15 protein-coding genes are annotated in these 22,883 nt (G+C 61.1%); 12 read left to right on the forward strand and 3 right to left on the reverse strand.

What is annotated here, in order from left to right; genetic code table 11:
• Positions 1 to 936: 936 nt before the first annotated feature.
• The 10 genes from EP30_RS02630 to EP30_RS02675 all read left to right on the forward strand — a co-directional run bounded on the left by EP30_RS02630 (position 937) and on the right by EP30_RS02675 (position 15,915).
• Entirely contained in the window at positions 937 to 2,310 is a 1,374-nt protein-coding gene (locus EP30_RS02630; protein ID WP_094664772.1) for a sugar porter family MFS transporter, read from the forward strand.
• A gap of 300 nt (positions 2,311 to 2,610) precedes the next feature.
• Positions 2,611 to 4,128 carry an L-arabinose isomerase gene (araA, locus tag EP30_RS02635; protein ID WP_140555928.1) on the forward strand — a complete coding sequence of 506 codons (1,518 nt, stop codon included), beginning with the start codon at positions 2,611 to 2,613 and terminating at the stop codon, positions 4,126 to 4,128.
• A 742-nt stretch (positions 4,129 to 4,870) separates the two neighbouring features.
• Complete coding sequence (locus tag EP30_RS02640; protein WP_140555931.1) at positions 4,871 to 6,751, forward strand: AMP-binding protein; 1,881 nt, start codon at positions 4,871 to 4,873, stop codon at positions 6,749 to 6,751.
• Between the two features lie 64 nt (positions 6,752 to 6,815).
• Positions 6,816 to 7,040, forward strand: a complete 225-nt coding sequence (locus tag EP30_RS02645; RefSeq protein ID WP_094664778.1) for an acyl carrier protein — start codon at positions 6,816 to 6,818, stop codon at positions 7,038 to 7,040.
• 577 nt (positions 7,041 to 7,617) lie between these two features.
• Positions 7,618 to 8,277, forward strand: coding sequence for an ABC transporter ATP-binding protein (locus EP30_RS02650; protein ID WP_094664859.1), 660 nt, complete (start codon positions 7,618 to 7,620; stop codon positions 8,275 to 8,277).
• A 7-nt stretch (positions 8,278 to 8,284) separates the two neighbouring features.
• The gene (locus EP30_RS02655; protein ID WP_140555933.1) at positions 8,285 to 11,605 is read left to right on the forward strand and encodes an FtsX-like permease family protein; all 3,321 of its coding nucleotides are present in this window, start codon (positions 8,285 to 8,287) and stop codon (positions 11,603 to 11,605) included.
• Positions 11,606 to 11,620: 15 nt separating this feature from the next.
• Entirely contained in the window at positions 11,621 to 13,216 is a 1,596-nt protein-coding gene (locus tag EP30_RS02660) for a condensation domain-containing protein (RefSeq protein WP_140555936.1), read from the forward strand.
• Complete coding sequence (locus tag EP30_RS02665) at positions 13,213 to 13,863, forward strand: 4'-phosphopantetheinyl transferase superfamily protein (RefSeq protein ID WP_140555937.1); 651 nt, start codon at positions 13,213 to 13,215, stop codon at positions 13,861 to 13,863. Before EP30_RS02660 ends, EP30_RS02665 begins: the two co-directional genes overlap by 4 nt.
• Positions 13,847 to 15,058, forward strand: coding sequence for a hypothetical protein (locus EP30_RS02670; RefSeq protein ID WP_140555938.1), 1,212 nt, complete (start codon positions 13,847 to 13,849; stop codon positions 15,056 to 15,058). The genes EP30_RS02665 and EP30_RS02670 overlap by 17 nt, the downstream gene beginning before the upstream one ends.
• A 32-nt stretch (positions 15,059 to 15,090) precedes the next feature.
• The gene (locus EP30_RS02675; RefSeq protein WP_140555939.1) at positions 15,091 to 15,915 is read left to right on the forward strand and encodes an SDR family NAD(P)-dependent oxidoreductase; all 825 of its coding nucleotides are present in this window, start codon (positions 15,091 to 15,093) and stop codon (positions 15,913 to 15,915) included.
• Positions 15,916 to 16,052: 137 nt separating this feature from the next.
• Here EP30_RS02675 and EP30_RS02680 read toward each other — a convergent pair whose 3' ends face one another.
• Positions 16,053 to 17,873: a long-chain fatty acid--CoA ligase gene (locus tag EP30_RS02680; protein ID WP_094664788.1), complete on the reverse strand. Its 1,821-nt coding sequence runs from the start codon at positions 17,871 to 17,873 to the stop codon at positions 16,053 to 16,055.
• Between the two features lie 246 nt (positions 17,874 to 18,119).
• On the opposite strand from EP30_RS02680, the gene EP30_RS02685 reads away from it, so the two are divergent.
• Positions 18,120 to 19,070, forward strand: a complete 951-nt coding sequence (locus tag EP30_RS02685) for a 5'-nucleotidase (protein ID WP_140555940.1) — start codon at positions 18,120 to 18,122, stop codon at positions 19,068 to 19,070.
• Positions 19,071 to 19,125: 55 nt separating this feature from the next.
• Here EP30_RS02685 and EP30_RS02690 read toward each other — a convergent pair whose 3' ends face one another.
• Positions 19,126 to 19,854: a gamma-glutamyl-gamma-aminobutyrate hydrolase family protein gene (locus EP30_RS02690; RefSeq protein ID WP_140555941.1), complete on the reverse strand. Its 729-nt coding sequence runs from the start codon at positions 19,852 to 19,854 to the stop codon at positions 19,126 to 19,128.
• A 105-nt stretch (positions 19,855 to 19,959) separates the two neighbouring features.
• Between EP30_RS02690 and EP30_RS02695 the strand changes: the two genes are divergently transcribed.
• On the forward strand, positions 19,960 to 21,285 hold the full coding sequence (locus EP30_RS02695) for a hypothetical protein (RefSeq protein ID WP_140555942.1): 1,326 nt from the start codon (positions 19,960 to 19,962) through the stop codon (positions 21,283 to 21,285).
• Positions 21,286 to 21,375: 90 nt separating this feature from the next.
• Here the strand turns inward: EP30_RS02695 and EP30_RS02700 are convergent, their stop codons facing one another.
• Entirely contained in the window at positions 21,376 to 22,716 is a 1,341-nt protein-coding gene (locus EP30_RS02700) for an MFS transporter (protein WP_140555943.1), read from the reverse strand.
• Positions 22,717 to 22,883: the final 167 nt, after the last annotated feature.

Raw genomic sequence — 22,883 nt, forward strand, 5'->3', positions numbered from 1 at the left:
TGCTGAAGGGGTTCTTGGTGTTGGTGGTTGTGTGGATAGGTAGTGGCGGTGGGCACCGATAACAGGGGGAGTTGGCGGCGACAAGAGGCTGGCGGAAACGGGAGGCGAGCGGCAAGAAGGGATGCGGTTTCGAAAAGAACTGCGAGCTCAACACCGCGATCAATATCCAAGTCGCCGGGAGTGCCTCGAAGATCCTGAACGCGCATGGAGGGGCTGTAAGACGAAGCAGTCACGGTCGTACAACTCTGGACCCAGTGACGTGCGAACCAAGCAGTCACCACGGTGGTGAGGCTTGGAGCGGACGGACGCAACCGTCCTGCAAGCTAGAACAAATTAGTCTTAACGGCTGGAGGCAATGGTCTGCTGATGGCGGTGGAACGTTGGCGGCGGGTGGCAGTGGGGAACCAGCTGCGAAGGGACGTTGGTGGTAGCGATTTTTGCCGGACGTGGTGTCGTCCGCGACGCTGGTGTGGTGTTGGCGACGGTGTTGGCAGTGGCGCTGGCCGCGACGCCAGTCGCGGCGTCGCAACGGCGGTGGGCGACACGCCGTAAGTTATAGCGAGTTATTAGTCAATTGTATTTGTAATCAGTTTCACAACGTGCTCATTATCAAGCATGAGATCACAAGAACGAATATTAATGTTCTATTTATGGTAGTGAAACAATAAGAAATGTTTGATTCGAGTCGATTTATGTGAACGCTCTCATATTTTTGGAAAAAGTTGGAAAACGCATGATAAATGGCGGATGTGAACGATGCGCATGTGGCTTGACATGCCATTTTGTGAGCGGTAACATTTCAACCAGCTACCGAAAGGGAACGAACTTGGGCGAACATGTTTGTTCTTGATCGATTGGCTGATGGAGCATTCCGGGTCGTTGGAGTCCCGCTTGATGCGTCCGTCACAAGGGTGAAACAAAAATCAAGGAAGAACAATGTCTCAGACTTCTCAGGGCGCTGTTAAGCAGGGCTCGATGAAATATGTGGTCATTCTGGCGGTCAGCGCCGGTCTGGCCGGTCTGCTGTACGGCTACGATACCGTGAGCATCTCGGGTGCCATCGTGTACCTGTCCTCGTTGTGGAAGCTTTCCGCCGCCATGGAAGGCCTCATCATTTCCTCCATTATGATTGGTGGCGTCATCGGCGTCGGCGTCTCCGGCTTCATCTCCGATCGCATCGGTCGTCGTCCGGTGCTGCTGATCGGTGCCGCGGCCTTCTTCGTGGCAGCCCTGTGGTCCGCCATGGTGAACGACCCGACCTCCATGATCATCGCTCGTATCCTTGGTGGTCTTGGTATCGGCCTCGCCTCCTCGCTGGCCATTACGTACATCACCGAGTGCGCTCCTGCCAAGTACCGTGGCACGCTGTCCTCGATGTACCAGCTGCTCACCATTCTTGGTATCTTCCTGACCAACCTCATCAACTTCTGGATCGCCGGCTTCGGTGGCATCCACTCCGACTTCGCCGACAAGGCCTGGCGTTGGATGCTGGGTATCGGTGCTCTTCCGGCACTGATCCTCTTCATCGCCCTGGCTCTGTCTCCTGAGTCCCCACGCTTCCTGCTCCAGTCCGGCAACAAGGAGAAGGGCTTCGCGGTCCTCGAGCGCATCGGTGGTACCGAGTCCGCCAAGAAGGAAGCCGCTGAGATCGAAGCCTCCATCGCCGAGAACGCCAAGGGCTCCCTGTCCGATCTGTTCCGCGCCCCGCTGGCTCACGCCATGCTCGTCGGTATCTTCCTGGCCATCTTCAACCAGGCCGTTGGTCAGAACGCCATCTCCTACTACGCTCCGACCATCTTCAAGCCGATCTTCCAGGGCGACACCGCCGCCTTCCTGTGCTCCACGCTGATCGGTCTCGTCGAGCTCCTGTTCACCTTCGTGGGCATGTACTTCATCGATAAGCTCGGTCGTAAGCCGCTGATGCTTGCCGGTTCCCTCGGCATGTGCATCTTCTACTTCCTCATGGGTCTGTCCATGCTGCTCAACTGGTCCGGTGTGCTCACGCTGATCTTCGCCTGCCTGGTCATCGCGTCCTTCGCCTTCTCGATGGGCCCGGTCACCTGGGTCATGATCTCCGAGCTGTTCCCGACCTACCTGCGTGGTCGTGCCGCTGGTCTGTGCACCGTGTTCCTGTGGGGCGCCAACTTCCTGGTCGCCCAGTTCACCCCGGTCATGTTCAGCGCTTGGGGTGGTGGCACCTTCATCTTCTGGGCCGCCATGGATCTCGTCGCCTTCCTCGGCGTGAAGTTCCTGGTTCCCGAGACCAAGGGCAAGACCCTTGAGGAGATCCAGTCCTTCTGGACCAAGTGATCCCCTCGGGTACATTCCTCAATCCTTGGTGTGATCACACTAGTGGAATCGTCCTGGTGTGATCACACCACCACACTCGCACACGCATCCAACACGTATCGCACACGCATCGCGCTTGCGAAACGAAAAACGAATAGATATAGCAACTTTGACGAGCGACGCGGTTGCCTGTCGAGGCCGCTACTGCTACACTGTGTAGTGGCTGATATGTGAACGCTCACATACCGGTGTTCACACATCGAAAACTTAATTCCGCATCATCCAAAACCAAACACCAAAATAGGCACAAAGGAGTCAATTATGGTTATGGAGAACCCCTTCGAGGGCAAGGAAATCTGGTTCGGCGTCGGTTCGCAGGACCTCTACGGTGAGGAAGCCCTTCGCCAGGTGGCCATCCACTCCGGCGAAATGGTCGACTACCTGAACAAGACCGGCAAGATCCCGGCCAAGATCGTCCTCAAGCCCACCCTGAAGTCTTCCGACGGTGTCAAGGAGTTCATGGTTGAGGCCTCCGCCAACCCGAACGTCATCGGTGTCATCACCTGGTGCCACACCTTCTCTCCGGCCAAGATGTGGATCCGTGGTCTTGAAGTGCTGACCAAGCCGCTGCTGCAGCTGGCCACCCAGCACCACAAGGAGATCCCGTGGGAGACCATCGACATGGACTTCATGAACCTGAACCAGGCCGCCCACGGCGACCGTGAGTTCGGTTACATCGTCTCCCGCCTCGGCATTCCGCGCAAGATCGTCGTCGGCCACTACACCGATCCCGAGGTCGCCGAGAAGGTCGGCACCTGGGCTCGCGCCTGCGCCGGCTGGGACGCCTCCAACAACATGAAGGTCATGCGCTGGGGCGACAACATGCGTAACGTGGCCGTCACCGAGGGTGACAAGACCGAAGCCGAGCGCGTGTTCGGTGCCTCCATCAACACCTGGGCCGTCAACGAGCTCGTCGCCGCCTACGACGCCGTCAAGGACGATCAGGTCAAGGACATCATCGAGGACTACAAGGCCAAGTACGACGTGGATCCGGCCCTGCTGGACGCCAAGTACGACTCCCTGTTCATCGCGGCCAAGGAAGAGGCCGCCATGGTCAACATGATGCGTGAGAACGGCTGCACCGCCGGCGTGGACAACTTCGAGGACCTCGGTGCCCTCCCGCAGCTGCCCGGCGTTGGCCCGCAGCGCTTCCCGTCCGAGTACGGCTGGGGCTTCTCCGCTGAAGGCGACTGGAAGACCTCCGTCCTTGTGCGCATCGGTGCCGTCATGGGCTACGGCCTCGAGGGTGGTGCCTCCCTCATGGAGGACTACTCCTACAACTTCACCGAGGGCGACGAGCTCGACATGGGCTCCCACATGCTCGAGGTCTCCCCGGCCATCGGCACCATCGCCAAGCCGAAGCTGGAGATCCACCCGCTGGGCATCGGCGGCAAGGCCGACCCGGTGCGTCTGGTCTTCTCCGGCAAGCCGAAGAAGGACGCCGTCGTGGTCTCCATGGCCGACGAGCGCGAGCGCTTCCGTCTGCTCATGGACGTCGTGGACGTCGTTGAGCCGCAGGGCTCCCTCCAGAAGCTGCCGTGTGCCCGCGCCGTCTGGAAGCCGCAGCCGTCCCTGAAGACCGCTGTTCAGTGCTGGATCACCGCCGGCGGTTCTCACCACACCTGCATGACCACTTCCGTTGGTCGTGAGGCTTGGGAGGACTTCGCCCGCATCGCCGGTGTCGAGCTCGCCGTGATCGACGAGAACACCACCGCCCGCCAGTTCGAGAAGGAACTGGAGCTGTCGGAGATGTACCACCGTCTGAACAACCGCCACTGAGCAATAGGAGTAATAGTGAGGTGACGGACACCGTGATGGACGTCACCTCACTATTGATGTCGTGAATGGCTGGATCCTGTGACCGCGACGAAGATCGGTCGTTGCCGTCGCAGGCGGTAGCCGGAATTCTTTTTCTCCTTCCTTCCCTAGAGGGCCGTTTCCATATTGGAAGCGGCCCTCTTTTCGTTGTTCGGTATCAGACGCTTGCACAATCTGTGGTTATATGACGGATGGGGGTCCGTGAGCGGTGAAGCTCCGATACTCCTGATTGCATACTCCTGATTGCATACTCCTGATTGCATACTCCTGATTGCATACTCCTGATTGCATACACCTGATTGGCGTGGCGAATTATCTCCAGAACGATTTTGGAGTTCATCGAATTTTTTCTGGACAACCGGATTGCGCACGGCCATGCGGGCGTCCGTCGCCCGCAGTACCCATATGACCACGCCTCAACATGTGAACAGTGCATGAATTCCCAGCCCCCGTATGCGGTACGTAGTCGATTGATTTGCGCCACATAAGGGGGGCATCTGATGACACGAGTGAATACATCCGTTACGTAGCGAGGCTCATAAGGGTGCATGTCGTGTGATGTGGATGGGGAAAGTGGGGGATGACAGCGATATGCCAGAAGCATATTCTTGCGTTCAGGATTGAGAGGCATATGTGCTGGTGGGCATCGAACGGGTGCATGGAACATGTGCGAGTTCGATGACTGAGGAGAGTCTTACAAGGAATGAAACGGTTTTACAGAATTCCCAATCTGATGAAAGTCAGCGATCTACGGGACGTCATCAACTATGCTAAGCGCCGGTACGCCAGCAAGATCGCCTACCGTCAGATCGAAACGCCGATCTACGAAAGCGCCATCACCTTCCGAGGCTTCGCCGACAACATCAGCGCATTGGGAACCGCGCTCATGCGTCTGCCCAAACCGTTCTCCTCCACGGCTCGCCCGGAGGGCGGAGCGACGCCGGCCGTGTCCGGATCCGGCGATGAGCAGTCGTCTTCGGCCACGACGCCGTCGACCGCCACGACATCGTTGACCACGTTGTCCGGATCGCATATCGCCCTCATCGGCGGCACATCCATCGAATGGCTCACCGCGTTCTTCGCCACCATGAACGGCGTGGGATGCGCCGTGCCGATCGACAGGCTGCTCGACCCCGATACCATGGTCGCCCAGTTGGTCTTGGCCGACGTGGACGCCATTTTCTGTGAGGGATCGTTCCTCGACAAGCTCCAGCCGCTACTTCCGCGTCTGCCCAAGGTGCGCGCGGTCATTGTGATGCGTGGCACCGGCTCGGCGGTCGACCTGCTCAAGAAGCTGTCGGTCGAGGACCAGGATCGCGACTACTACGCCTACACCAGACTGGTGGCCCATGGTCGGGCTCTGGTGCGCGCCCACGAAACGGTGTTCACCGAGGCGCCCATCGACGCCGATACCATGAGCCTGCTGGTCTTCACGTCCGGCACCACGGGCGCCAACAAGGGTGTGATGCTCTGCCACCGCAACATCGTCACCGTAATGAAGGGCGCACGCCAGCTCACCACCTTCCGCAGGACCAACCTGTCGGTGCTGCCGATCAACCACACCTACGAACTGGTATGTAACATCATCTGCTCGATCTGGGAGGGCACGACCGTCGCCATCAACGACGATCTGCGCCATGTGGCCCGCAATCTGGAGCATTTCGGACCGGAGATGTCGAGCATGGTTCCCATGATGCTCGACCTGCTCGTACGCAAGATCACCATCGAATCGAAACGCAACGGCCTGTGGGAGCATCTCCAGTACGGCATGAAGGTCAGCGCCGCATTGCGGCTATTCGGCATCGACCGTCGTCGTCGATTCTTCAAGCCGGTGCTGCAGGCCCTGGGAGGGAACCTCTCCATGGTCGTCTCCGGCGGAGCGCCGTTGGCGCATGAGACGGAATCCTTCCTCGACGCCATCGGCATCGATGTGAAGAACGGCTATGGCATCACCGAATGCGCGCCGTTGGTGGCATCCTGCGGTGACCATTACCGCCGGGCCGGATCGGTCGGCCATGTGCTGCCCAACATCGACGTGCGCATCGCCAATCCCGACGAGCACGGCAATGGCGAGATCCAGGTGAAGGGCGACAACGTGATGCTCGGCTACTACAAGATGCCCGAGGACACGGCCACCGTGTTCACCGACGACGGCTGGCTGCGCACCGGCGATCTCGGCCATGTGGACAAGGACGGATACCTGTTCCTCACCGGACGACTCAAGAACCTCATCATTCTCGCCAACGGCAAGAACGTGAGCCCCGAGGACATCGAGGAACACATCATGCACGGCATCGATTACGTGCGCGAATGCGTGGTGTATTCGGACGACGCGGGCACCGGCATCTACGCCGTGTGCTTCCTCGACGACGATCAGTGCGAACAGCTCGGATTGCATGATCAGCAGGCTCGGCACGATCGTCTGATGGAGGACATCCGCATCGTCAACCGGTCCGTGCCGTCGTACAAGCGGATCGCCGACGTAAGCATATCCGACCACGAGTTCGAGAAGACCACCACGCAGAAGATCCGACGATTCAAAGTGATCGAACGCATGCGCAGACGAGGACGGAACGACAGCTGACGGTCTGACGGTCGCAACTGGAACCAGAACACAACAGAAGGAAGCAGAAGGAAGGATTCAGACGATGTTTGAGAAAGTACGCACGATGTTGCTCGAGTACGTGGATGTCGATCCCAGGACGATCACCCCGGAGACCGAGTTCCTCAAGGACCTCAAGGTCACGTCATACGACATTCTGACGATGGTCGGCGAACTGGAGGACGAGTTCGGCATTCACATCAGCGACGACGAGCTCAAGGACATGCTCACCGTCGGTGATCTGGCGAAGTACCTGTCGGAAAACGTGTGAGACGTCACGGGAATCGGAAAACGACATCATGAATACACCGATTGAGGATGTGAATGATCTGGGCGTGTTCGACCAGAACGATGCGGCACCGTCGTCCGCTTCATCGACACCGTCCGTATCGCCGTTGACCATGCCGACCGTACCGGATGTGCCGACCGTACCGGCCATGCACGCCGTACCGGGCGTGCCGGCCCATGTGCCTTCCGGCAGAACGGTTTCCGGCAGTGCGGTGGATGGACGTCATCGTCGTACCGCGTCGTCGGCCGTGCACGACGTGCCGAACGACGTGCCGAACGACGTGCCGAACGACGTGCCGAACGACGTGCCGACCGTGACTCCGGCCGTTTCCGAGTGGCCCACCGACCCGGACGCCACGGCGGACCAGAAGCCAATCTCCGTTCCCGTGACCTCCGACCCGCTTGCGGCATCGAAGGCTGTCACGGAACCGATCGAACGCCCGCAGACGCCCGACGGCGCGGCGAGCGCCCCGGCGGAGGAATCGTCCGATGCCATATCCGATGCCACGTCGGATGATCACGCATTCATTGAGTTCGATCATGTGTCGAAGACCTACACGATGGGCGAAACGCACATCCAGGCGCTCGACGACGTCAACTTCCGCATCGACAACGGCGAATTCGTGATCGTGGTGGGCGCGTCCGGCGCCGGTAAGAGCACGATCCTCAACATCCTTGGCGGCATGGATACGCTCACGTCCGGCAAGGTGTTCGTGGACGGCAACGAAGTGAGCACGTACAACGACAAGCAGCTTGTGCTCTATCGTCGCTACGACGTCGGATTCGTGTTCCAGTTCTATAACCTCGTGCAGAATCTGACCGCACGGGAGAACGTGGAGCTCGCCACCCAGGTGAGTCGTGACCCGCTCGATGTGGACGAGGTGATCGACGCCGTCGGCCTCGACGACCGCAAGGACAACTTCCCCTCGCAGCTTTCCGGTGGTGAGCAGCAGCGTGTGGCCATCGCGCGAGCACTGGCCAAGAACCCCAAGCTGCTGCTGTGCGACGAGCCCACGGGCGCCCTTGACTACAACACCGGCAAGCAGATTCTGAAACTGCTGCAGGACTATGCGCGTCGCAGCAAGATGACCGTGATCATCATCACGCACAACTATGCGCTTACCAGCATCGGCGACAAGGTGGTGCATGTGAAGAACGGACATATCGAGGCGATCGAACTCAACGCTCATCCGATGAACATCGCGGACGTGGAGTGGTAGGACCGGTATGACCAAGGCACTACTGCTTGATTTCTGGCGGGAGATCCGCCATTCGGCGAACAGGTTCTTCTCGATCCTGCTGATCGTCGCCATTGGCGTAGGATTCTTCGCCGGTCTGAAGTCCGCCGCCCCCGACATGAAGCATACGATGGACGGCTACTTCGACCAGTCCAACATCGAGGACATCAGCGTGATGTCCACGCTTGGCCTGACCGACAAGGATCTGGACGCCATCCGCAGGACCGAAGGTGTTCAGGCCGTCCAGCCCGGGCATTTCACCGACGCCATCGCCAAGGAGAACGGCAGCCAGCTGGTGTTCCGCGTCCACGGGCTGCCCACCGGATCCAACATGCTCAACAAGGTGACTCTGGTCAGCGGACGTATGCCCTCGCAGCCCAATGAGATCGTGATCGAGGACAGCGCCAACTACGGCAGGAGCCTCAAGGTGGGCGACAGGATCACCTTCGTCTCCGGCACGTCCGAGAAGATCACCGACGGCACGCTGTCGACCGACACCTTCACCATCGTCGGCCGTGCCATCACCCCGTACTATCTGACGGTCGAAAAAGGCACGTCGCAGATCGGCGGCAAGTCGATCAACTTGTTCGCCTATGTTCCCGACTCCACGTTCACCGTGAAGGACGACAACGGCGACCCGATCTACACGCAGGCATCCGTGACCGTCAAGGGGGCCAAGGAGCTCAACGCCTTCGACACCAAGTACGACAAGCTCGTCGGCAAGACCGAGGACGCGCTCAACAACATCGGTTCCGACCGTGCGCGTGAGCGCGGCAACGAGGTTCGTGACGCCGCTCAGCAGAAGCTTCAGCAGTCGCAGGCCGAATATGACAAGAAGAAGGCCGAGTACGACCAGCAGATCGCCGATGCGCAGGACAAGCTCGACGATGCGAACGCCCAACTGGCGAGCGGGGATGCCAAGCTCGACGGTTCCAAGGAGAACTACGAGCTCAAGAAGCAGAACGCACAGCTGCAGATCCAGAACGGACAGCAGCAGCTCGACTCCGCCAAGCAGCAAATCGAGTCCGGTCAGGCGCAGGTGGATGCCGGCCAGCAGGCCTACGACAGTCTGAAGCAGCAGTATGACAGTCTGAACCAGCAGATGGGTCAGGCCACGGCCATGACCCAGTGGATGCAGCAGCAGATGGATTCGATGAGCGGCAACCTCAAGAGCCTCAACGATCAGATGTCGAAGCTGCCGCCGGATCAGCAGCAGCAGATGAAGCCGATCATCGACTCGTACCAGAAGATGTACGATCAGCTGTCGCAGCAGAAGACCGCGCTCGACCAGACCACGCAGGGTGTGCAGCAGCTGCAGGGTTCGGTGCAGGGTGCGTTTGACTCGGCCGCCGCCCAGTTGCAGGACGGCAAGGATCAGCTTGCGCAGGCGCAGAAGGAGTATGAGCAGGGTGAGGCCCAGCTGGAGGCGGCCAAGAAGCAGCTCGCCCAGGCCGACGCCAATGCGAGCAAGCAGTTCGCCGACGCCAAGGCCAAGCTCGATCAGGGCAAGTCCGATTATCAGAAGAGCAAGGCCGACTTCGAAACGCAGAAGGATGACGGTGCGCAGCAGCTTGACGACGCCAAGGAGAAGCTGATCGCTGCGAAGTACCGGATCGACAGCCTGAACAACCCCACATGGTATGTGCTCGACCGCAACGCGAACGCCGGTTTTGTCAGCTACAAGAACACCGTGGATCGTGTGGATGCGATTTCGCAGATCATTCCCGTGTTCTTCATCCTCGTGGCAGTGCTGGTGTGCATGACCACGATGGCCCGCATGGTCAGCGAGCAGCGTGGGGTGATCGGTACCTACAAGGCGCTCGGCTACCAGAACAATGCGATCGCCATGAAGTACGTGCTGTACGTGGTGGCGGCGAGCGCCGTCGGCGGTGTGATCGGCGCGATCGTGGGCGTATGGACATTCCCGGAGTCGGTGTACAAGGCGTGGGCGGCGATGTACCGTCAGCCCGAACTGGTGCACGGGTTCCACCCGTTCATCGTGCTGATCAGCCTGCTGATCACGGTGGGTGCGATGGCTCTGGTGTCGTATCTCACCTGCCGCAACGAGCTCAACAGCCAGGCCGCGGCGCTGATGCGTCCGAAGGCGCCGAAGATCGGCAAGCGCATCCTGTTGGAACGCATTCCGGCGTTGTGGAAGCTGCTCAACTTCTCGCAGAAGGTGACGGTACGCAACCTGTTCCGGTACAAGCGTCGTCTCATCATGACGATCGTCGGCATCATGGGCTGCACCGGTCTGCTGGTGGCAGGTCTGGGCATGAACGACACGATCGGTTCCGTGGTGGCCAAGCAGTACGGACAGGTGTTCGCCTATGACATGTCGGTGTCGATCGACCAGACCGCGACGGACGCGCAGGTGGCCGATGTCTACGGTGCGCTTGACGGCAACCCGTCGGTCAAGTCGTATACGCGGGCCGGAGTGGGCAGCGTGAGTATCAGCAACGGTGGCGACGACGAGACGCTGGCGATCTACGCGGTCAACAAACCCGACTCGTTCACCGACTACATCCGTCTGGACGATCCAACGACCGGCAAGCCGATCCATCTGACCGACGACGGCATCGTGCTCACCCAGAAGCTCGCCAAGAACCTTGGCGTCAGCGCAGGCGACACCGTTGCGGTACGTGATTCGGGCGGCATGACCAAGCGGATCCCCGTCACCGGCGTCACTGAGAACTATGTATTCCACTACGCGTACATGACGCAGAAATCGTATGCCAAGTACTTCCTCGAGGAACTGCCTCCGAACACGCTGCTGGTCAAGTTCAGCGACAAGGTGACGGCCCGGCAGGAGGACAACCTGGTCAAGGCGTTGCAGAACAGCGACGGCGTGGCGTCGGTGACGTCGTACACGAAGGTGGCGGAGGAGTTCACCGATCAGATCAAGGCCATGAGCAGCATCGTGCTGCTGATCATCGTGTGCGCGGCCCTGCTGGCGTTCGTCGTGCTGTACAACCTGACGAACATCAACGTGTCGGAACGCATTCGCGAGATCGCCACGATCAAGGTGCTTGGATTCAAACGCGGCGAGGTGGCCATGTACATCTACCGCGAGAATCTGCTGCTCACCATCATGGGCGCGGTGCTGGGCTTGCTCATCGGCAGTGGTCTGCACCGGCTGATCATGCAATCCATCGAACAGAAGGATGTGACCTTCGGCTACATGATTTCCCCGTGGAGCTACGTGTGGTCGTTCCTGCTCACCCTGCTGTTCTCCATCATCGTGATGGCGGTCATGTATCCCAAGCTGGTGCGTATTCCGATGGTCGAATCACTCAAGAGCGTGGAGTAGAAGAGAGGAGTCCCGATGACGGAGAACAATCACGACAATAGCGTAGATAGTCCGAATGGCGTGAACGGCACCGACGGCGTGAACGATCCGGACGGCATGGGAAGCCGCGTGATCGATTCGGTGCGGTACTATCCGCTCACGCAGTCGCAGAACCTGATGTTCTACAACCTCAAGTTCAGCTTCCGAAAGCAGATCGTCAACGTCTGCAGCCTGGTGGACCTGTACGACAAGATCGACGAACATCGTCTGGTGCAGGCCGTGTACTTGGCGATGATGCGCATCCCGTCGAACGCGGTGCGCATCCACCTTGTCGACAAGCGTCCGATGCAGTACTTCGCCACCGACGTGCCGCACGACATCGAACTGGTGGACATGCGCGGGCGCTCGCAGCGCGACGTGGAGCGCTACTGTGACGAGATCGGTGCCACGCCGTTCCCGAACGGCGGCAATGACACACAGCTGTATCGCGTGCGGATCATCCGTCGCGACAACGACCGGGTCAGCCTGTACTACTGCGTGAGCCACGTGGTGTTTGACGCCTACTCGCTCATGGGCTGCCTGACATACACGTTCGCCATTTACCAGGCGCTGTGCAACGGCACCGCGTTGCCGGACGAACCGTATTCGCCGCTGCCCGCCTACAAGGCCGACTTCGCGCAGCAGAAGGGCGAGCGCTACAAGCGTCAGGTGGAGTGGTGGAGGAAGCATTTCTCCGTCGAACCGCAGTTCACCTCGGTCAATGGCCTGAAGGGCAAGGAGTTCATCAGGGGCGAGCGCTACGGCGTGACGCTGCGGTTGTGGCAGACCAAGGGCGGCATGGTGGATTATCGCATCGACCGTTCGCTCGTGTCTGCCATGCGCGACTATTGCGAGCGCGAGCATCTGCCCATGCAGATCCCGTATTTCATTGCGTTGCGTACGTTCCTGAGCCGTATGTCCGGCACCGACGACGTGATGTTCATGAACGCGGTGGCCCGTCGCGCCACGCTTGCGCAGAAGCGTGCCGGCGGCACCATGGTGAACGCGGTGGCGCTGCGTACGGTGATTCCCGGTTCCACGTCGTTTGCCGACGCCTGCGAGATCCTGATGCACGAGCAGATGGACGCCTATCGTCGTGCGAACGTGGCCACCGCCGATATTCTCGAGGTGCTGCGTCAGAACTTCGGGCTCAAGGCGTGCCGGGGCTATGCGAGCGTCAGCACCACGTTCCAGCCGTATTTCGACGGCGGTCTGCCGGTGCGGTTCCGGTTCCGTCGCCGTCCGAACGGCGCGAACGCGATGCCGTTGTACGTGAGCATCATGCCGCTCGATGCCAGTGGCGACCTGTGGGTGAACTACGAGTACATCGTGGGCTATGTGGATCCGGAGTCGATCCGTCGTTTCCACCGGTTCATGCTTGCGTTCCTCGACGAGGTGGCGAAAAACCCGGATCGGACGATTGACCAGATCGCCACGGTCGCGCACGGTCGCGCGTCGGCCATGCGTCTGCAGACGCCTGACGATCTTCCGTATGAGATCGCCATGCAGGGTGCCGGAAGCGACGTCGCCGTGGGTGCGGCTGGCACGGACGGCGTTGGCGCGGTGGATGCGACAAAGGGCGGTACCGCATGAGCATTGCGTTGGAGACCGTGGGTTTACGACAGGGGATCGACAGCATCGCCTACGGGAGGATGCTGTCCGATCATGCCCATGCGCTGGCCCTGCGTCTCGTGCGCGCGATGAGCGGCGACGATCATGCGGTGATCCGCAAGGATGCGCATGGCCGGCCGTATGTGGTTTCCGGTACGGGCGCGATTTCCGGCGCGGAGTCGGAATCGCGGACATGGGCGGTCAGCATATCGCATGCCGACGGTCTGATCGCATGCGCCGTGCATCGGGGAGGACGTGTGGGCATCGACGTGGAGTCGGTGCGCCGCCCCACCGCAGGTGTGCTGCGCCACTGTTTTTCTCCCCGCCAGCGTGGGGAGCTGCGTGATCCGATTTCGTCGGATCATTCCGTCGTCATGGACGACGTCGAAGCGGACACCGAAATGCTCGCCGAACGGACGACCATGCTGTGGACGCTCAAGGAGGCTTACGGCAAATTCACAGGGCTCGGGCTCGCGGACTGTGCCGCGATACGCGCATGCGACCCGCTGTTCTGCAAACGCCGTGGGCTGGCGGTCAAACAGTCACGACATGTGATGAACGGCCGCCGGTATTGGTGTTCAGTTGTGTTTCCCAACACTAAGGAGAATGGAAATGAGCAAGTGGAGTAGGGCTCTCATTGGTGCCGTCGCCGGTCTGGCGATGTTGGTGCCGGTGAACGGAGCCGCATTCGCCGCCGACGGTGATGCCGCGGCGGAGCAGACCCAGAATCAGACGACGGAACAGTCGGGCGAGCAGTCGAACCAGTACTTCGACCTGTCCCAGCTGTTCGATTTCTCATCTGCCAACCAGAACGGTGACGCGGCTGTCACGTCCATCCCCGCCACCAGCGAGGAGCGTGCCCGTCTGCAGGCCGAGGTGGACAAGGACAAGGCGATCGACCTGTCCAAGTACCAGGACAATCTGCACAAGACGATCTTCCAGCAGCGTCTCGCCCACGCCGAGGAGGTGCTTGCCGATGCCAACTCCGGCACCGCTCGCGTGAACGTGGCCTACGATCTGCTGTACAAGGCCGCCGACCGTCTCGACCCGGTGAACGGCGAGCCCGGCACCAAGCCCGAGCAGCCGGAGAACCCGGACAAGCCCGGCGACAACAACGCCAAGTCCCACACCTACACGTTCGTGGTCTACGATCCGGCCACCGGCAAGAAGGTGCACGAGGAGTCCAAGGACTTCAAGGACGGCAAGAAGGTCTACGTGCCGTTCAACACCAAGCTGTCGGCTCCCGCCGGCTATGAGATCGTCGGCTGGGCCGACGAGTGCGGTCGCAGCTACGACGCCGACCTGACCGGCGTGTACTCCACGGCCGACACCACGCTCGTGGCGCTGCTGTCCCCCATTGACCACAACAACGGCAACGGCAATGGCAATGGCAACGGCAACGGCAACAACAACGGCAACGGCAACGGCAACAACAACGGCAACGGAAGCCTGAACAATAACGGGAACAATAACGGGAACAATAACGGGAACAACAATGGCAATGGCAACACCATCATTGTGAACCGCGACAACCACGGCAACGTGGTCATCCCGACCTGGTGGACCAAGAACCCGCCCACCACCAACAACGGCACCCCGTCCAAGCTCGACAAGACCAGCACGCCGACCACCACCGGCAAGACGGCGACCACCCCGTCGTCCTCCACGCCGAACGCATCCGATGGCAGCCAGCTGGCCTCCACCGGTGCCGCCATCGGCACCATCGTCGCCGTCATGGTCGTGCTCGCCGTCGTGGCCGCCATGATGTTCGCGCTGCGTCGCCGCAAGCTCTCCGACTCCCTGCGCGCCGGAGACGAGCACTGATCCATCCCGAGGAAACCGAATCGAGGAAAGCGATGAAGAAACCAATCGAAGGCCGCTTCGACGGCAAGGTGATGATCCTCACCGGTGCCGCTCTGGGCATCGGTGAAGCCACCGCCCTGCGCGCAGCACAGGAGGGTGCCAAGCTCGTTCTGGTCGACAAGCTCGAAAAGGAGGGCGAGGACATCCTCCTCCGGGTCAGGGAACTCGGGGCAGAAGCTGTGTTCCTGCACGGCGACGTCTCCGAGGAAAGCACCTGCCGTGACATGGTGGAGCTGGCCGTCAGCACATTCGGCCGGCTCGACATCGCCATCAACAATGCCGGCATCATGGGCCAGCCCGGCCGCATCGTCGACGTCACCAAGGAGCAGTTGGACCATACCATGGCCAACAACTTCTACTCGGTGTTCTTCAGCTGCAAGTACGAGATCATCGAATTCCTCAAGGAGAACCACGGCGGCGTGATCCTCAACGTCTCGTCGATCGCCGGCCTGACCGGTCTGCCCGGCAACCTGCCGTACAGCGCATCCAAGCATGCGGTGAACGGCCTGACCAAGAACGTGGCCATCGACTACGCCAGCAAGGGCATCCGCGTCAACTCGATCAACCCGGCGGGTACGACCACGCCGCTGACCAAGGCCGCCTACGAGTACGTCAAGCGCCACCGCGAGCAGGCGATCGCCGCCGGCATGGACCCCAAGGAGGCCAACTCTATGGCGGGCCTGAAGCGGCGCTCGCTGATCGACCGCGAGGCCGAACCGGACGAGCAGGCATCCGTGATGCTGTTCCTCGTCTCCGACGACGCCTCGTTCCTCACCGCGGAGACAATCGCCTCCGACGGCGGATGGACGTCGTTCTAACCAAGACCTGCCGGGACCGGTGACACATGTCTTCGGACCCGGCGTGCAAAAACCGGAAGACCACGATCGCGTATCGCTCCGAATCGGGGATGATACGCGGCCGTGGTCTTCTCCGTTCTTTTCCGCGGTGCCGTCCGTTACTTCTTGCCTGCGTAGACCTCGTCGTCGATCACATCGGCGAACACGGTGTTCACCTTCGGACGCACCACCTTGAGCGACGGGGTTAGGCATCCATTGTCCTGCGTGAACCGTTCGGGCAGCACCACGAACTTACGCACCGATTCGGCACGCGACACCTGCGAGTTCGCCTTGTCCACGAACAGCTGGATCTCGTCGCGTACCGTCTTGTTCGCGGCGGCCTCCTCCAGCGGCATATCGGCCTGCAAACCGTGTGCGGGCAGCCATACGGCAAGTCCCTCCGGGTCAAGCGTGATCAGTGCGGCGATGAACGGGCGGCCGTCGCCGATCACCACGGCGTGCTCCACGATCGGGCAGTCGTTGATCGTCTCCTCCATCGGAATGGGGGAGACGTTCTTGCCGCCGGCGGTGATGATGATGTCCTTCGCACGGCCGGTGATGGTCAGCGTGCCGTCGTCGTCCAGCGAACCTAGATCGCCGGTGCGCAGCCAGCCGTCCTCGGTGAACGCCTCGGCCGTCTTCTCCGGCAGATTGTGGTAGCCGCGGAACACGTTCGCACCCTTGACCTGCACCTCGCCGTCGTCGCTGATGCGCACCGACGAGCCGGGCGCGCAGCGTCCCACCGTGCCGATGCGGTTGTCGTCCACACGGGTGACGGTGAACGGCGCCGCGGTCTCCGTCATGCCGTAGCCCTGGATCATCGGCAGGCCGATGCCGGCGAAGAAGTGCGCCAGATCCGGGTTCAGCGGCGCGCCGCCGCAGGCCACGTACTTGATGTTCGGTCCGAGCGCGCTGCGTACCGTGCGGTACACGGTCGACTCATACATCGCGTGCTCGGAGATCTGCCGCAACGTGTGGTGACGGCCCTCCTGCGCGGTGCGCGACCAGTCGCGGGCGGCCTCGGCGGCCTTGGCGAACATCCGGCCCCTCATACCCATGCCGGCCTTGCGGGAGGCCGCGTTGTACACCTTTTCGAACACGCGCGGCACACCCAGCAGATACGTGGGCTTGAAGCTACGCAGGTCGGGCAGCAGCGAGCGCGTATCCGGCAGATAGCCGACCACGCCGTCGTCGGAACCGATCGAGCAGTACTGGATGTAGCGGGCGAAGCAGTGGGCGAGGGGCAGGAACAGCAGGAGTCGCGGATGCCCGTCGCAGATCATCTCCTTCATGCACACATAGCCGGCGCGCACGATGCTCAGGAAGTTGCGGTGCGTCAGTTCGGCACCCTTCGGCGCTCCCGTGGAACCGGACGTGTACACGATCGTGGCGAGATCGTCGGCTCCAACCGAGGCGATGCGCTCGTCGAGCTCGTCGTCGCCCACGGTGACGCCCAGTCCTTCGAGCGCGCCCATCGCGTTCGCGTCGAGCATGAGGATGCGGTCCAGCTTTGGACAGTCGTTCACCACCGACTGCAGGCGGTCGAACCGCTCCTGATCGTCGGCGATGGCGATCCGCACGTCGGAGTCGTTGAGAATGCGCTTGGCCTGCGCGGCGGAGTCGGTGTCGTAGATCGGCACGTTCACCGCGCCGATGGCGGCCAGCGCGAAGTCGAGCACGCCCCACTCGTAGCGGGTGCTGGAGAACAGGGTCACCGCGTCGCCCTTGCGGATGCCGAACGCCATGAATCCCTTGGCGCACGCGCGAACCAGGCGGTGGAATTCGCCGGTGGTGACGTCGGACCAGGCGCCGGGGCCGGTCTTGCGGCTGGCGATCACCGTGTCCTCGCCAGTACGGTCGATGCGTTCGGTGAGCAGCGAGTAGAGGGTTTCGTCGTCGCGAACCTCGATGGTTCCGGGTTCCGTGTATTCCTTCATCATGCCTCGAATTCATGTCGTCGATCAGACGATCGGCGTACGGGTATGCCTATGTCCTCTTTTATGTTACGGTGCCGTAGTCGGGTGCGCATTGTCGGGGGATATGAACTTGCCGCCGCGACGTTGTGGAATGGTACAAACGGCCGTGGGCCGCGTCCGTACAATGAAAACGGTATGCACGGGAACGGTAGGCATGATCACGACAGACATGGTCACGGTGCGTATGATCGCGACACGGAAGGGGATGCGATGGCGGATCTGTCACGGAAGGCGCTGGTGATCGGTGCCTCATCCAGGGCGTTGTTCGACCTTGAGGAGGCCAACGACGTCTATCGCAACGACGGCGTGGCACAGTACGAGGATTATCAGAAAAGCCGTGTCGACGAGACGCTCGCCCCGGGCACTGCGTTCCCGTTCGTCTCGCGTCTGCTCCGGTTCAACCGGCTGTTCGACGATCCCGACGAGGGCGTTGAGGTGGTGGTGCTGTCACGCAACAGTCCGCGTACCGGACTGCGCATTATGAATAGCATCCGCGCCCATGATCTCGACATCACGAGGGCGGTGTTCCGCAGCGGGATGTCCACGTTTCCGCTGATGCGCGAGTTCAATATGTCGCTGTTTCTGTCCGCGAACGCCGACGAGGTCAAAAGCGCCGTGGACAAGGGGCTGCCCGCCGGTCTGGTATTGCCGTTCCGTCGTCGATCGCACCAGCTTGATGATGACAATGAGCTGCGGGTGGCGTTCGACTTCGACGGTGTGCTGGCCGGCGACTCGTCCGAGCGGGTGTTCCAGCAGGCCCGTCGGAACGATCCCGAACACGCGACGGAAGTGTACGGCGACCATGAGCTGATGAACGCGGACCGGCCGTTGGAGAACGGGCCGCTCGAACGACTGCTGAAGGGACTGAACGCGTTGCAGCGGGCGGCACGTGAAAGCACGTTGCCGGACAAGCCGTCGTTGCGCGTGTATCTGATGACCGCCCGTAGTGCGCCGGCCCACGAGCGTGCCATCCGTACGCTGGAGGAGAAGGGGCTGACCGTGGACGAGGCGTTCTTCCTCGGCGGGCTCAGCAAGACGCCGTTCCTCAACGAGGTGCAGCCGCACATCTTCTTCGATGACGACATGATGAATCTGGAGAACCCCGATCTCAACATCCCCGCCGTGCACATCCCGTTCGGCATCCGCAACGACGGCGAGTGAGCGACCCATTTCCGCCTATCCGCGCCTATCCGCGCCTATCCGCGCCTATCCGCGCCTATCCGCGATCGCGGTTTCGCCGATACGCGCGGCAGGCATCCACGAACGCCGTCGCCAGACGATGACTCGGCTTGTCGTCCGGCGTCTGCTCGGGATGCCACTGCACGGCCATGAAGAACTCGCGATCCGGCCGATACGCGGACTCGATAACGCCGTCGGGGGCGCTCGCCTGCACGGCCACGCCCTCGCCCGGTTTATGCACGGCCTGATGATGCACGCTGTTGACCATGATGCCGTCGCATCCCAGAATGCCGCGCAGGGGAGTGCCCGGCAGCACGGTCACCGAGTGACTCGGCTGATTGAATGGCTGCTTCTGCCAGTGATCCAGAGCACCCGGAATATCGTCGGCGATCTGCTGGTAGAGGTTGCCGCCCGCCAGTACGCACATCATCTGCAGACCGCGGCATACGCCAAGATAGGGCATATGCCGTTCGTAGGCGGCCTTCAGCAGTGTTGCCTCCGCATGATCGCGCAACGGGACCGGTTCGTCCATGCCCGGCAGATGGCGGCCTCCGTACAGATCCGGATCGATGTCATTGCCACCGGGAATCAGCAGCCCGTCGGCGCGGTCGATCATGTCGATGAGATAGCGGTCGTCGTCAGACGGGTCCACGGTCAGTACGTTGGCTCCCGCAAACTCCACCAGCCGCAGGTATCCGGGATCGATGTCGAACGCTCCCGCCACCGTCTCCGAATACTGCATCATCAACGCCACGACAGGCTTCATCGACGTCGCCTTTCCCCGGGCCGCGTATGGCGGCGATACACTGAATGTCAATTGCGATTATATGAGTGATGCGATTACATGAGTGCATGAGTGGAGGTTCCATCAATGGCTGACGATTCCACTGCGGAATGCGGCAATCCCACTGCCGGGCATAACGATCATCATGATGACGCGGCGACGTTTCCAGGAGCCGACGCGCTGCTGCATGAACTTGCACGATCCGAATTTCCTGTATCCGACGACGTGATCGAACGCCTACGTGGTATCTACGATCGTCTTGCCGACGTCTTGCCCGACGATCCCGAATTCGAACGGTACCTGCGCGAGGACGTGATCGAACATGGGACGTTCACGCGTGCCGAGGCCATTGATATCAGTGATTCCGTGCTGGACGTCAGCGCCCGGCACAAGAACGATCCCGCGCTGCTGGTGCCGTTCTTCGTCGCGTTCGAGTGGTTCCACCGGTGTGAATTCGACGCCGATCAGCGGTTGCTGTACTGGCGGCGGTTCGTGCCGTTGCTGCGTCCGTGTCTTGGCGGGTTCTCGCTCTACCAGTACGCGCTGTCCATGTTCTGCCTGTATGGCGGTGACGAGCAGGGGGCCGAGGCGGCTGCCCGCCGCGCCCTCGACACGGCCCCGGACCATATCGGTTTTCTCAACACCTACACCGAGCAGATTCTGGACCGTGTGGAGCATGAGCTCATCTCCTCGGGCCGGCAGATGCCCGACGAGGATGACCGGCAGTCGCTTGAGCATCTTCTGGACGACTTCGAGAAGCGTCCGAGGGACGGATGGCATCCGATCTTCCATGTGAGCTACGGACGGATCCTCGCATGCCTCGGCCGGTACGGCGAAGCACAGAGCGAGTTCTCCCAGGCCGTGGATCTGGAGAACGCCCGGTACAACGCGTGGAGTGAGTCCAGTGATGCCGCGCAGACGACCACGATCAAGGGCAGCACGTACGTGACCGAGATGAATGAGATCTTCGACGCGCGCAACACGTGCAATATGCTGTCGAACATGCGCTCGCTGTCGGCGGTCATCGATGATGCGCAGGACGCGCAGCGGGCCCGTGCGCGCGAACTTGACGACAAGATGGACGAGCTTGGCCGGCGTTTCGATAACGAACGCATCGACATGCTGGAGTTCATCGGCTTCTTCGCCGGCATCATCTCGTTCGTCATCGCCTCGATTCAGCTCGGCGACGGTCTGTCGTTCCCCACGCGCACCCTGATGGTGCTGATCGTCATGGGATCGTTGCTGGTGGCGTTCGGCGCGTTTTCCATGCTGTTGGAAAGCGGCCGTGCCGTCGATCCGAAGAATCCGAAACAGGGGCGTATGTTCGGTGTGCGTACTGGGCTGATCGCAGTGATCGTCATCGGTCTGGTGGTCATCGTGACCGCCATGCTGATGTATCTCGTCATCCGATGACGGCTGTCGGTTCGGTTTCGAGGTCTGCAATGCGAAGGGCCGGGCGACTCGTGTGGATACGAGCCGCCCGGCCTTTCGTCGTCGGTGTCGTCACGCCTTGGCGGTGGCGACGAGTTCGATCTGCTCCTGCTCCTCCATGAGCGCGTCGCCGAGCGTCTTGGCGCCGGGGATGCGATGGCCCTTCTCGTCGAAGCCGGGCTGCTTCGGGTGCAGGGTGAGCGTGAGGAGGAACGCCAGCATGTACAGTCCGGCGTACGTCCAGCAGATGCCTTCGATGCCGATGACCGGCAGCAGGAGGGTGGCGATGCCGGGGCCGACGAACGTGGTGAGTCCGGCGGCTAGGTTGTAGGCGGACAGTGCCGCGCCCTGCTTGCCGGGGGCCTCAAGCGTCATCACCGTGGGCAGGCAGGAGAAGGCGCAGGTGCCGATGCCCACCACGATCGAGGCGACGATCATCATCAGCGCATTCGGTCCGAACCAACGCGGCATGTAGTAGAAGAGCACGGATCCGACAGCGAGCACGCCGCATCCGAACCAGCGCATCGGCCAGATCCAGCCGAAGCGGTCCATGAACCAGCCCCAGAACGTGTTGAAGATCAGGGTGACGACGAACACGAATCCCCAGATGCGCATCCATTCCTCGGTCTTGAAGATGTTGATGCCGCCGTATTTCGTGGTGCACAGGTACAGCGGCATGATCACCGGGAATCCGTACAGCAGCAGGTTGTTGATGATGCGGATGATAGCGCAGATGGCGATCTTGCGGTTAGTGAACAGGATGGTGGCGCCTTCGGCCAGTTCCTTGAGCTGTTCGGCGCGGCTCAGGCCCTCGCCCTTGATCACTTTGTTCTTCGGGACGCAGAAGAAGCACATGATCGTGCCGATGATCGAGAACGGCAGTGCGAACCAGAAGGTCTTGTATTCGCCGAAGTGTGGCATGATGAAGCTCGGCAGGTAGGCGCCGAACACGCCGATGCCCAGCGAGAAGCAGGTCCAGAAGAAGCCGGTGGCGCTGGCGAGCCTGGCGGGGGCGATGTACTGGGCCATGAGCACCACGAAGCTGTAGATGAACAGCGGGTAGCCGATGCCGCGGATCGCGTAGACGCCGAGGATGAGCGGGTAGATGCCGCTGGGCAGTGCCACGGCGAGGAAGACCAGATGCACGCCGATCCACCAGCAGGCGCCGAACATCATGACCCGACGTGCGCCGAACATCTCGGCGAGCACGCCGGCCGTCCATCCGCCGAGTGCCGCGAACAGACCGTACACGGTGACCAGTCCGGACGCTTGCGCCGCCGTGAATCCCTGATCGACCATGTACTTCGACAGGAACGTCAGCTCAAAGCCATCGCCCGTCATGAAGATGGCCACCGCCAGGAACCCCAGCAACAACGCTCGGGGGATTCCGAACTTTTCAATCGCCTTAATCATAACAATCCACCTAACAACCGCCTCGTCGCGGTCCTATTTTTCATCATTGTCCAAAAGCATGAATCCGCCGGGAACTTTCGGCGTCACAGTCATTGTTGTTGGTGGCAGCCGCCACAGGCGCTGCCACCAACATGCCCTCCAGGCCAAGTATTCGCTCAACCTGAGCG

Origin of the sequence: Bifidobacterium sp. UTCIF-39 (assembly GCF_006408715.1) — a bacterium.
Lineage (GTDB): Bacteria > Actinomycetota > Actinomycetes > Actinomycetales > Bifidobacteriaceae > Galliscardovia > Galliscardovia tissieri.